Raw genomic sequence first — 12,179 nt, forward strand, 5'->3', positions numbered from 1 at the left:
CTCAGTGGCTGGAACCGGAGTGCCGCTGCGCGAGCTAGCGTTGGTGATCTTTGTCGCGGCGGCGTTTACCTACCTCACCACCGGACTGGTGCGCACCTTCTTAGTGCGCAGCGGACAGGTGGCGGAGATTCGCCTGCGCGATAGCCACTCCCAGCCCACACCGCAGCTCGGCGGGGTGGCGATGTTCACGGGATTTGCGGCCGCCGTCTATCTCGCGGGCCAGCTTCCAGCCTTGACTCGCGGCTTTATGCCCGTCACGCCTGAGATGAATGCTGTGCTGTGGTCAGCCGCAGCCATCGTCCTCGTGGGCGTGGTGGATGACTTGGTGGAGCTGAGCGCTCTGGTCAAGCTCATCGGTCAGCTCGTCGCCGCAGCCATCATGAGCGGATTGGGGCTGACGTGGACGCTTCTCTTCCTGCCTTTTGGCGATGGAACTACGGTCATCCTGGACCAGGTCCAGGGGACACTCTTGACTACGTTCTTTACCGTGTTGCTCATTAACGCCATTAACTTCGTCGACGGGCTCGACGGTTTGGCGGCCGGGCTGGGCATGATCGCCGGCGGCGCCATCTTGGTCTTCTCGCTGACGGTTTTGCACGACCAGGGCGGTGCAGTGTCCGCGTATCCGCCGGCGATTATCGCCGCCGCTCTTGTTGGTGTGTGTGCCGGGTTCCTACCTCACAACTTTGAGCCCTCCCGCATCTTCATGGGGGATAGCGGTGCGATGCTCATTGGTTTGCTCCTTGCGGCGGCGTCGACGTCTGCCTCCGGCAAGATCAACATGTCTTTGTACGGCACCGTGGACATTGTGGCGTTGATGTCACCCGTCATCGTCGTGGTCGCCGCGGTCTTTATTCCAGTCCTGGACCTTGTCTGGGCCGTCATTCGCCGCGTATCGCAGGGGCGCTCGCCTTTCGCTGCGGATAAGGCGCACATTCACCACCGGCTGCTCTCCTTGGGGCACACGCACCGACGCACAGTACTGGTGCTTTATTTATGGGTCTCCGCGGTGGCGTTTGGGGCCGTCTCCTTTTCTATCGTTCCGGCCCCTGCGGCCGTGGCTTTGGCGGTTCTCGCGCTTGGCGTGGCCTTCGGCGTGACCCTGATTCCGCTGCGCCAGGGCAAGATTGGGCGTCGGCCGCGGGCTACCAGTGTGGTGCTGGAAACTGATCCTTCCTGAGGTAGGGTATGGGGCTGTGACTGATTCAACGACCTCCGAAGAGCTTTCGCCCTACGACGATCATCGTCGCCCCCTCAAGCGCGCCCTGCGTCTCGGGGTCATCGGCCTTATCGTCGTAACCATCGCGTCCCTGTCCATCTGGGGTGGCGTTCGCGGAGTGCCCGGAATTTGGGGAGTACTCGTCGGCGCGGCCATCGGCGGCGGCTTCGTGCTCTTTACCGCGGCCTCGGTGCTTATTACCGCACGCACGACACCCTCGACCACGATGGCTGTGGTCCTAGGTGGCTGGTTGCTTAAGGTCGTCATCCTCATCATGGTGTTGTTGCTGATCAAGGACCTAGAGTTCTACGACACGATGGCCCTCTTCGTCACCGTGCTGCTGGCGCTGGCGGTGACGTTGGGAACTGAGGTATGGGGCGTGGTCACCTCCAACGTGACTTACGTGTCTTAGCCTTTCTCGACCTTTTTCAGTGAGCCACTGCTCCCGGTGACCCCGGGAGGGTGGCTTTTTGTGTAGCGAAATGACGCCGCTTCGGGCGCTCATTACCCCCGTCAAGGTGGGAAAACGCGGGTGTGTGACCAAATACACTTAGTAGGGTTTTGGCAGAATGTGGGCGTTTTATGCGGCCGCACGGCGCTGGGCTGTGCCTTTAGGTTCACAACGCTGCCCCCACGTGCGAAAACTTGAGGGCGAACTGATAGCATTCTCTTCGGGTTACCGCGGGTTAGCGTCATGCTATCCCGAAAAAGTACGGTTTATCCTTGCCCTGTTTACGCTGATGTGCGACGGAGTCCGTGAGCAGGGCAAAGAGCTTGAGACGTCCATCGCACCACATAGCCTTCGACAAGCTGTGTGGCCCGAACACGGGAGAGAACGCTGAGCGTTACGACATTGGCCATGAAGGGTGAGTTTCACGCACCCGAACTGGATCCAGAATTTTTCCCGGGGCACGTAACCGAAGATGGTGGAGTCGTCGATCTTCTTTTCGCCGATTTCGCCAACGGTTGGTTCGCTTTGGATCGCATCATGCTGGTCCGCCTGTTTATGGCGGCTATCTTGGTGCTCCTTTTTGTTGTCGCCTTCAGGAACCCGAAGCTGGTTCCTAAAGGATTGCAGAACGTAGCGGAGCATGCGATTGACTTCGTACGAATTCACATCGCAGAAGACATTTTGGGCCGTAAGGAAGGACGTCGTTTCCTTCCGATCCTGGCCACGATCTTCTTCGGTGTTTTGTTCTGGAACGTAGCAACTATTGTTCCAGCCCTAAACATCTCTCCGAATGCTCGTATTGGTATGCCAATCGTGCTGGCAGTCGTTGCGTACATCGCCATGATTTACGCCGGCGCAAAGCGCTTTGGCTTCGGCAAGTTCGTCAAGTCCTCGGTGGTTATTCCTAACCTTCCGCCGTTGCTGCACGTGCTTGTTGTACCGATTGAGGCTTTCTCTACGTTTGTCATGCGTCCAGTCACGCTGGCTCTTCGTCTTATGGCGAACTTCCTGGCTGGCCACCTCATTTTGGTCCTGTTGTACTCGGCAACGAACTTCTTCTTCTTCCAGTTCAACGGTTGGACCGCACTGAGTGGCCTCACTCTGGTCGCAGCGGTTCTGTTCACGCTGTACGAAATTATCGTCATCTTCCTGCAGGCATACATTTTCGCCCTGCTGACGGCGGTATACATCGAACTGTCGCTGCATGCAGATTCGCACTAACAACAACGCGAACCTCGCGGTTAACTAAATACCCCAGAAATCACCACTTCCCCCGCGGAACAATTCGCGGGAAAACATTGAAAGGGAACGACTTTCATCATGAACGAAATCATTCTTGCTCAGGCTGCTGACGAGTCCACCCTCAAGGGCCTCGGCGCTATCGGCTACGGCATCGCAACCATCGGCCCGGGTCTGGGCATCGGTATCCTCGTCGGCAAGACCGTCGAGGGCATGGCTCGCCAGCCGGAGATGGCCGGCCAGCTGCGTACCACCATGTTCCTGGGTATCGCCTTCGTTGAGGCCCTCGCCCTGATTGGCCTCGTTGCAGGCTTCCTGTTCTAAAGAGCGCTTTACACAAAGTAAATCGAACTTTAAGAACGGAGCCCCATGAACAACGTCATTTACTACCTTGCAGCAGAGGGAAGTGAGCACCTGCCGCTGGAGAGCGGCAACTCCATCCTTCTGCCCAAGATGTACGACTTGGTCTGGTCGATCATTCCGTTCGCCATCATCCTGATTGTGTTCTGGAAGCTTGTTCTTCCGGCATACAACAAGATGCTGCAGGAGCGTGAAGACCGGATCGAAGGTGGCCTTAAGCGTGCGGAGGCTCAGCAGGCCGAAGCAAAGGCCGCTCTGGAAAAGTACAATGCTCAGCTCGCTGATGCTCGAGCAGAGGCTGCGGAGATCCGCGAGCAGGCGCGCGAGCGCGGCAAGCTGATCGAGGCAGAGGCTAAGGAAGCTGCAGAGGAAGAGTCTCGTCGCATCCTGACCGCCGGCGAGAAGCAGCTTGAAGCTTCTCGTGCACAGGTCGTGTCTGAGCTGCGTTCCGACATCGGACAGAACTCCATCAACCTGGCAGAGAAGCTGCTCGGCGGCGAACTTTCGGACGCCACCAAGCAGTCCTCCACGATTGATAACTTCCTGTCCGAGCTCGACACTGTGGCACCGGCCGGAAAGTAGGCAACGATGAAGGCAGCTAGCCGCGAAGCACTCGCTACCGTTGAGTCCAAGCTGGATGAGTTCCTCTCCGGCGACCGCTCGGTGGCGACTGCTACCCAGGCAGGCCAGGACCTCTTCGAGGTTGTCCGCGTCCTCGACGGTGACCGCGAACTGCGTGTCGCGCTGACCGACGACGCCGCTACCTCCGAGGAGCGCAAGTCCCTGGCCCAGACCCTTTTCGGCGGAAAGGTCACCCCGGTTGCACTCCAGGTGCTGCAGGAGGCCGCCGCCGCACAGTGGTCGACGCCGCGTGATATCGCCCGTGGCCTCATCATCCTCGGCCGCCGCGCACTGCTGCGTGGCGCTGAGTTTGAGGGCAAGCTGGGCCAGGTGGAAGACGAGCTCTTCTCCCTGTCGCGCGTGCTTGACCGCGAAGGCGAACTGACCCAGCTGCTTTCAGACCGTACTGCTACGTCCGATCGTAAGGTCGGGCTGCTGGCAAGCGTGCTCTACGGCAAGGTCACGATGGTTACTGAGGCGCTTGCGCTGCAGGCCATTGGCCGCCCGGAGCAGAACCCGATTGATGATCTCGCCGGTTTGGCGGACACCGCAGCCAAGCTGCAGGGCCGTACCATCGCGCGAGTGACCACCGCGGGTGAGCTGAACGATAGCCAGCGGGCAGCACTCGCTGAAAAGCTGGGCAAAATTTATGGTCGTGCGATGTCCATCCACTCTGAGGTTGACACCAGCCTCCTCGGTGGTATGACCATCCGCGTCGGCGACGAAGTCATCGATGGCTCGACGGCAGGCAAGATTGCTCGCCTTCGTGCGCAGATGGCATAAGCCGAAACGACAGAAACGATTAAGTAATTGCTGGAAGATACTACCGAGAGCAGGAAGAACATGGCGGAGCTGACGATCTCCTCCGACGAGATCCGTAGCGCGATTGCGAACTACACCTCGAGCTACTCCGCGGAGGCCTCCCGTGAGGAGGTCGGCGTGGTCATTTCGGCAGCTGACGGTATTGCGCAGGTTTCGGGCCTGCCGTCCGTCATGGCGAATGAGCTGCTCGAGTTCCCCGGCGGCGTGATTGGCGTCGCACAGAACCTTGACACCAACTCCATCGGTGTCGTGGTCTTGGGCAACTTCGAGTCGCTTAAAGAAGGCGACGAGGTCAAGAGGACCGGCGAGGTTCTCTCCATCCCTGTGGGCGAGGAATTCCTCGGCCGCGTAATTAACCCCCTGGGCCAGCCGATCGACGGCATGGGCCCGATCACCGCTGAAGAGGACCGCGTCCTCGAGCTGCAGGCACCGTCCGTGCTGCAGCGCCAGCCGGTGGAAGAGCCGATGCAGACCGGCATCAAGGCTATTGACGCGATGACCCCGATTGGTCGCGGTCAGCGTCAGTTGATCATTGGTGACCGTAAGACGGGTAAGACCGCTGTCTGTATCGACACCATTCTGAACCAGAAGGCTAACTGGGAATCTGGCGACAAGAACAAGCAGGTTCGCTGCATCTACGTCGCCATCGGCCAGAAGGGCTCCACCATTGCTGGTGTGCGCCACACCCTGGAGCAGCACGGCGCACTGGAGTACACCACCATCGTGGCGGCTCCGGCGTCCGACGCCGCTGGCTTCAAGTGGCTGGCACCGTTCTCCGGTGCAGCTCTGGGTCAGCACTGGATGTACCAGGGCAACCACGTCCTGATCATTTACGATGATCTGACCAAGCAGGCTGAGGCCTACCGTGCGATTTCCCTTCTTCTGCGCCGTCCGCCGGGCCGCGAGGCTTACCCGGGCGACGTCTTCTACCTCCACTCCCGTCTGCTGGAGCGCGCTGCGAAGCTCTCCGACGACATGGGTGCAGGTTCCATGACCGCATTGCCGATCATCGAGACCAAGGCGAACGACGTCTCCGCCTTCATTCCGACCAACGTAATTTCTATTACCGACGGCCAGGTCTTCCTGGAATCCGACCTGTTCAACCAGGGCGTCCGTCCGGCAATTAACGTCGGTGTGTCGGTCTCCCGTGTTGGTGGTGCCGCACAGACCAAGGGTATGAAGAAGGTCGCCGGTAACCTGCGTCTTGAGCTGGCTGCCTACCGTGACCTGCAGGCCTTCGCGGCCTTCGCATCCGACCTGGATCCGGCCTCCAAGGCTCAGCTGGAGCGCGGTGAGCGTCTCGTCGAGCTGCTCAAGCAGTCCGAGTCCTCCCCGCAGCCTGTCGAGTACCAGATGGTGTCCATCTTCCTCGCAGACCAGGGCATCTTCGACGTCGTTCCCGTCGAGGACGTACGCCGCTTCGAGAAGGAGCTGCACGATCACCTCAACTCTGCAACCCCGCAGGTGTTCGAGCAGATCCAGGGCGGTACCGCTCTGACCGACGAGTCCAAGGATGCACTTGTTGCAGCTGCTAAGGACTTCATTCCGTCCTTCCGCACGACCGAGGGCAACAACCTCGGCACCGAGGCACCGGTTGACCCGCTCGCCGCGGATGACGTGAATAAGACCGAGCTCAACGTCTCCCGCAAGACGGCCAAATAGAGTTTCGCACGCTCTAAGAATTAACCGTCTAGATAAAGAAGGGAGGAGCGAACACCATGGCTAATCTTCGTGAACTGCGTGACCGTATCCGGTCCGTCAATTCCACCAAGAAGATCACCAAGGCACAGGAGCTCATTGCTACCTCGCGCATTACCAAGGCTCAGGCCAGGGTAGAGGCGTCCCAGCCTTATGCACGTGAACTGTCCAACGTGCTCAACAAGCTGGCGGCGCACACGTCCCTGGATCACCCGATGCTCCGGGAACGCGAAGATGCAAAGGTGGCCGCCATTCTCGTGGTCTCTTCGGACCGCGGTATGTGCGGTGGCTACAACAACAACATCTTCAAGAAGGCGGCCGAGCTGGAAGCCCTGCTCAAGAGTGAGGGTTTCGAGACCGTCCGCTACGTGACCGGCAACAAGGGCGTTGGCTTCTACAAGTTCCGTGAGGCCGAGGTCGCAGGCAGCTGGACTGGATTCTCGCAGGATCCGACCTGGGAGAAGACGCACGACGTGCGCCGCCACATCATCGACGGCTTCGTTGCCGGTTCCAATGGCCAGGCCAAGACCCGCGAGGGTATTCACGTGGAAGGCGAGACCGTTCGCGGTTTCGACCAGGTCCACGTTGTGTACACCGAGTTCGAGTCCATGCTGACCCAGACCGCGCGTGTGCAGCAGCTGCTGCCGGTGGTACCGGTTATCGAGGAAGAGGACTACAACATGGGTGAGTCCGCGCTTTCCGACGCCGAGCCGAACAATCAGATCACTCCTGATTACGACTTCGAGCCGGATGCGGACACCCTCATGGACGCACTGCTTCCGCAGTACGTTTCCCGCCTCCTGTTTGCGATGTTCTTGGAGTCCTCGGCCTCCGAGTCCGCCGCACGCCGTACCGCAATGAAGTCTGCAACTGACAACGCAACCGAGCTGGTCAAGGACCTCTCGCGCGTGGCCAACCAGGCCCGTCAGGCGCAGATTACCCAAGAAATCACAGAGATCGTCGGTGGCGCTGGGGCGCTCGCCGAAAGCGCAGAAAGTGACTAGATTATGACTACAGCTCTGCAAGAGCAGAACACACAGTCGTCGGCTACCGCCGGCCGTGTGGTGCGTGTCATCGGTCCGGTCGTCGACGTGGAGTTTCCGCGTGGCGGGCTGCCGGCACTGTACAACGCACTGACCGTCGAGGTTTCCCTCGAGGCTGTTGCAAAGACCGTCACCCTTGAGGTCGCTCAGCACCTCGGTGACAACCTCGTCCGTGCCGTGTCCATGGCTCCGACCGACGGCCTCGTCCGCGGTGCAGCCGTGACCGACACCGGCAAGCCGATTTCCGTCCCGGTGGGCGATGTGGTCAAGGGCCACGTCTTTAACGCCCTCGGTGACTGTCTTGACCAGCCGGGTCTGGGCCGCGACGGCGAGCAGTGGGGCATCCACCGCGAGCCGCCGGCATTCGACCAGCTGGAGGGTAAGACCGAGATCCTGGAGACCGGTATTAAGGTCATCGACCTGCTGACCCCGTACGTGAAGGGCGGCAAGATCGGCCTCTTCGGTGGTGCAGGTGTGGGTAAGACCGTTCTTATCCAGGAGATGATTACTCGTATCGCACGCGAGTTCTCCGGTACCTCCGTCTTCGCCGGCGTCGGCGAGCGCACCCGTGAGGGCACCGACCTCTTCCTCGAGATGGAGGAGATGGGCGTTCTTCAAGACACCGCACTTGTCTTCGGCCAGATGGATGAGCCGCCAGGAGTCCGTATGCGAGTGGCTCTGTCCGGCCTGACCATGGCGGAGTACTTCCGCGATGTTCAGAACCAGGACGTGCTGCTGTTCATCGACAACATCTTCCGTTTCACCCAGGCCGGTTCTGAGGTGTCGACCCTGCTGGGCCGTATGCCTTCTGCCGTGGGTTACCAGCCGACCCTGGCTGATGAGATGGGTGTGCTGCAGGAGCGTATTACGTCCACCAAGGGTAAGTCCATTACCTCCCTGCAGGCCGTGTACGTGCCGGCCGATGACTACACCGACCCGGCTCCGGCGACCACCTTCGCCCACCTCGATGCCACCACCGAGTTGGACCGTGGTATTGCTTCGAAGGGTATTTACCCGGCAGTGAACCCGCTGACCTCTACCTCTCGTATTCTGGAGCCGTCCATCGTGGGCGAGCGCCACTACGAGGTGGCACAGCGTGTCATCGGTATCCTGCAGAAGAACAAGGAGCTCCAGGACATCATCGCCATCCTTGGTATGGACGAGCTGTCTGAGGAAGACAAGATCACCGTTCAGCGTGCTCGCCGCATCGAGCGCTTCCTTGGCCAGAACTTCTTCGTCGCAGAAAAGTTCACCGGCCTGCCGGGCTCCTACGTGCCGCTGGCCGATACCATCGATGCTTTCGAGCGCATCTGCAACGGCGAATTCGACCACTACCCGGAGCAGGCCTTCAACGGCCTGGGTGGCTTGGACGACGTCGAGGCTGCGTACAAGAAGCTGACCGAGAAGAAGTAGGGAGAGGCACATGGCTGACATCACCGCCGAATTGGTTTCCGTCGAGCGCCTGCTGTGGACCGGAAAGGCCACCATGGTGACGGCTGAAACCACCGAGGGTGAGATCGGCGTGCTTCCTGGCCATGAGCCCATGGTTGGTCAGTTGATCGACAATGGCGTAGTGACCATCCACCCGGCCGACGGCGAGCGTCGCGTCGCCGCTGTCCAGGGTGGCTTCCTCTCCGTGTCCGAGAACAAGATCACCGTCCTCGCCGATTGGGCCATCTGGGCCTCGGAGGTCGATGAAGCACAGGCACAGGAAGACCTGAAGTCTGAGCGCGAGCTGACGAGGTCCCGTGGCGATGCCGCATTGCGCGCCGCCCGCCGCTTCAACAGCTAACGGATGAGCGGAGAGGGAAACGACGGGCAGCAATGACCGCCCTTCCCACTCTCACCTAGGAACCCCACACCCTCGCTAAGAGGGGGTGGGGTTCCTTCGTGATCTGCGCCAAGGTCAAGCAAGGACTAGCATTGTCTCCTCCGCGAGCGGTAGAATCAACGCAACGTTTCTTACTCGCGGTGAAGGAAATCAACCCATGAACTCTCAGGTGCTCCAAGGGCTATCTATTCTTTTAGGTCTGTGCGCACTGATTCTTCTGGTTGTCGTCATTCTGGCCGCAGTACGGTTTTTTACGGTGCGTTCCCGCGGAACGAGCATCCTTCTGCGCCGGCTTCCTTCGAAGGATTCCCATACGTGGCGCCACGGCCTCGTGCGTTATGACGGCGAGTATATGGAGTACTTCAAGCTTCGCTCCGTATTGCCGCGCGCCAACAAACGCTTTAATCGCCTCGACATCGAACTGGGCAGCACCCGCCCAATGGATGATGACGAGGCTTCTTTTATGCCCTCTGGTCACCAGATCATCCGGATTAGCATCGATGGGCGGGACTATGAGATTGCTTCCGATGCGCACGGAATCATGGCCTTGAATGCGTGGGTGGAATCGGCGCCGTCGAAGCGCCAAGAGAAGTTGGATTATCGCCAGATGCGCCAGCGAGCTACCCGCTTACCAAAGAAGTAGCGCCCAACGATAGGGTAGAGGGCATGCGTGTTGTCATCGCCCAATGCTCGGTAGATTACGTAGGCCGTCTCGACGCCCACCTTCCCATGGCGGACCGTCTCATCCTCATCAAAGCCGATGGTTCGGTGTCCATCCATGCGGATGACCGTGCCTATAAGCCGCTGAACTGGATGACTCCGCCGTGCACCTTTGAGGAGTCGGCGATTGAGGATATCGACGGCGAGGACACAGGAGAGAAACTGTGGCTGGTAGAAAACCCGAAAGGTGAGCAGCTGCGCATCACCATCGCCCAGATCCACCAGGAGATTGACATGGATCTGGGAGAAGACCCCGGCTTGGTCAAGGATGGCGTGGAAGCCCACTTGCAGGAGCTGTTGGCGGAACATATCGAAACGTTGGGGGAGAAGTACTCGCTGGTGCGCCGCGAATATCCCACGGCCATCGGGCCGGTGGACATCATGGCCAAGAACTCCAAGAATGAATTCGTAGCGGTCGAGGTCAAGCGCCGCGGCGGAATTGATGGCGTCGAGCAGCTCACGCGCTACCTTGAGCTGCTCAACCGCGATGACTTGCTAGCGCCGGTCCACGGGGTGTTCGCAGCGCAGGAAATCAAGCCACAAGCGCGGACCTTGGCGGAAGACCGCGGTATCCGTTGCGTCGTCCTGGACTACCAAGAGCTGCGCGGCATCGAGTCCAACGAGCTGCGGTTGTTCTAGTGCCACGCCGCAACCGCAGAATTCGTGAGGAGCCGCGCTCCCTGCCGCGCGATGGAAGCTCGTTCCTCGGCTCGCAGACGGTACCAGGGCCGAGCTGGACCAATGGCGAACCATTTCTCATGCGGCACGTCGGTAGTGCCGCCGCCCAGAAGTATTACGTGTGTCCGGGATGCAACCACAACATCCCTCCTGGGGTAGCGCACATTGTGGCGTGGCCGCGGGATACCGGTGGGCGCGCTGACGACCGTCGCCATTGGCACCGGCACTGCTGGGAGCGGCGGTAGGATAGCGGGCATGATTGTTGCCTTTTCCGTAGCCCCCTCCGTCGTGGGCGATGAACGCGCTGAGATGTCCGAGGCCGTCGCCGAAGCCGTGCGTGTTGTCCGTGCTTCCGGCTTACCCAATGAGACCAATGCCATGTTTACCCTTGTTGAAGGCGAGTGGGATGAGGTCTTCGCGGTTATCAAGGAAGCCACCGATGCCGTGCGCGCGGTTTCGCCCCGCACGAGCCTGGTGATTAAAGCCGATATCCGCGAAGGCGTGACCGGGCAGATAACCCAAAAAGTAGATTCCGTTAATCGTTACCTGGAGGAGAATAAGTGACCGGACCGTACGTAGGAGGAGCCCTCGACCTCGGCGCCATCAAACAGCAGGCGGAGGCGCGGGCGCAAGCTCAATCCGCAACTGCCGGAGCTGCTAACTCCGGCGGAGGAATTGCCCCTTTCTTCGAGGTCACCGAGCAGAACTTTGAGAATGACTTGGTGCGCCGTTCCGCGGAGGTGCCGGTTATCGCTCTGATCGGCTCGCCTCGCTCCCCGGCCTCCGAGCAGCTCAAGAAGGACTTCGAGGAGATGGCGGCCGCCGGTGGGCTGAAATTCATCGTGGGCTATATCAACGCTGATGTCGTGCCCCAGGTGGCGCAGGTCTTCGGTGTGCAGAATCTGCCGACTACCGTTGCCATCGCTGCCGGGCAGCCCGTCACCAACTTCGAAGGCGAGCAGCCGCGCGAGAACCTGGAGCAGTGGATCGCGGCGATCGTCGATAAGCTCGGCCCCCAGCTCAAGGGCTTGCCTGACCAAGATGTGGTGGGGGACAACCCCGAGGAAGAAGCAGCGGATCCGCGCCTGGGCCTGGCTGAGGATGCGCTCAACCGTGGCGATTTCGACGCTGCCATCGCTACCTACGAGGAGATTCTGGCCGCCGTGCCGGACAATGCCGAGATTAAACAGGCGCGCGACACCACTCTGCTGCTCAAGCGTTTGGACCCGGCTAACCGTAGCGAGGACCCCATCGCCGCCGCCGATGCCGCCCCAGAGGACGTGGCAAAGCAGCTCGACGCCGCCGACGCGGAGGTCGTCGCCGGTGCCCCTGACCGAGCTTTCGAGCGCCTCATTGAGGCCATGAAGCGCACCGCTGGGGATGAGAAGGAACAGCTCAAGACCCGCCTCTTGGAGCTCTTTGGTCTCTTTGATTCCGGTGACCCGCGCGTACTGGCCGCACGCACGAAGCTGGCCAGCGCGTTGTATTAAAGACGGC

At 60.2% G+C, this 12,179-nt stretch carries 15 protein-coding genes; all 15 read left to right on the forward strand.

The window, feature by feature from the left end:
- Positions 1-4 precede the first annotated feature (4 nt).
- The 15 genes from ACUY3D_RS01425 to ACUY3D_RS01495 all read left to right on the forward strand — a co-directional run bounded on the left by ACUY3D_RS01425 (position 5) and on the right by ACUY3D_RS01495 (position 12,172).
- Positions 5-1,180, forward strand: coding sequence for an MraY family glycosyltransferase (locus tag ACUY3D_RS01425; RefSeq protein ID WP_070525174.1), 1,176 nt, complete (start codon positions 5-7; stop codon positions 1,178-1,180).
- 16 nt (positions 1,181-1,196) lie between these two features.
- Positions 1,197-1,631 carry a Cg1360 family ATP-synthase-associated protein gene (locus ACUY3D_RS01430; RefSeq protein WP_070525176.1) on the forward strand — a complete coding sequence of 145 codons (435 nt, stop codon included), beginning with the start codon at positions 1,197-1,199 and terminating at the stop codon, positions 1,629-1,631.
- A gap of 447 nt (positions 1,632-2,078) precedes the next feature.
- A complete protein-coding gene (gene atpB, locus ACUY3D_RS01435; protein WP_070525178.1) occupies positions 2,079-2,891 on the forward strand; it encodes a F0F1 ATP synthase subunit A in 813 nt (270 codons plus the stop codon).
- A 99-nt stretch (positions 2,892-2,990) separates the two neighbouring features.
- Positions 2,991-3,233, forward strand: a complete 243-nt coding sequence (locus ACUY3D_RS01440) for an ATP synthase F0 subunit C (protein ID WP_010187073.1) — start codon at positions 2,991-2,993, stop codon at positions 3,231-3,233.
- Positions 3,234-3,278: 45 nt separating this feature from the next.
- Positions 3,279-3,851, forward strand: coding sequence for a F0F1 ATP synthase subunit B (locus tag ACUY3D_RS01445; RefSeq protein ID WP_046648931.1), 573 nt, complete (start codon positions 3,279-3,281; stop codon positions 3,849-3,851).
- Between the two features lie 6 nt (positions 3,852-3,857).
- Positions 3,858-4,673: a F0F1 ATP synthase subunit delta gene (locus tag ACUY3D_RS01450; RefSeq protein WP_070563259.1), complete on the forward strand. Its 816-nt coding sequence runs from the start codon at positions 3,858-3,860 to the stop codon at positions 4,671-4,673.
- A gap of 60 nt (positions 4,674-4,733) precedes the next feature.
- Positions 4,734-6,374, forward strand: coding sequence for a F0F1 ATP synthase subunit alpha (gene atpA / locus ACUY3D_RS01455; protein ID WP_070528750.1), 1,641 nt, complete (start codon positions 4,734-4,736; stop codon positions 6,372-6,374).
- A 56-nt stretch (positions 6,375-6,430) separates the two neighbouring features.
- A complete protein-coding gene (locus ACUY3D_RS01460; RefSeq protein WP_070531166.1) occupies positions 6,431-7,414 on the forward strand; it encodes a F0F1 ATP synthase subunit gamma in 984 nt (327 codons plus the stop codon).
- A gap of 3 nt (positions 7,415-7,417) precedes the next feature.
- Entirely contained in the window at positions 7,418-8,866 is a 1,449-nt protein-coding gene (atpD, locus tag ACUY3D_RS01465; protein WP_070528745.1) for a F0F1 ATP synthase subunit beta, read from the forward strand.
- Between the two features lie 10 nt (positions 8,867-8,876).
- Positions 8,877-9,245, forward strand: coding sequence for a F0F1 ATP synthase subunit epsilon (locus ACUY3D_RS01470; protein ID WP_046648936.1), 369 nt, complete (start codon positions 8,877-8,879; stop codon positions 9,243-9,245).
- 196 nt (positions 9,246-9,441) lie between these two features.
- A complete protein-coding gene (locus ACUY3D_RS01475) occupies positions 9,442-9,927 on the forward strand; it encodes a DUF2550 domain-containing protein (protein ID WP_070624897.1) in 486 nt (161 codons plus the stop codon).
- Between the two features lie 23 nt (positions 9,928-9,950).
- Positions 9,951-10,643, forward strand: coding sequence for an endonuclease NucS (gene nucS, locus ACUY3D_RS01480; protein WP_010187052.1), 693 nt, complete (start codon positions 9,951-9,953; stop codon positions 10,641-10,643).
- Complete coding sequence (locus ACUY3D_RS01485; protein WP_144269012.1) at positions 10,643-10,927, forward strand: Rv1322 family protein; 285 nt, start codon at positions 10,643-10,645, stop codon at positions 10,925-10,927. The genes nucS and ACUY3D_RS01485 overlap by 1 nt, the downstream gene beginning before the upstream one ends.
- Before the next feature lie 10 nt (positions 10,928-10,937).
- The gene (locus ACUY3D_RS01490) at positions 10,938-11,246 is read left to right on the forward strand and encodes a thiamine-binding protein (RefSeq protein WP_070525199.1); all 309 of its coding nucleotides are present in this window, start codon (positions 10,938-10,940) and stop codon (positions 11,244-11,246) included.
- Positions 11,243-12,172, forward strand: a complete 930-nt coding sequence (locus ACUY3D_RS01495; RefSeq protein ID WP_448240191.1) for a tetratricopeptide repeat protein — start codon at positions 11,243-11,245, stop codon at positions 12,170-12,172. Before ACUY3D_RS01490 ends, ACUY3D_RS01495 begins: the two co-directional genes overlap by 4 nt.
- Positions 12,173-12,179 lie beyond the last annotated feature (7 nt).

This window comes from Corynebacterium guaraldiae (assembly GCF_053480195.1).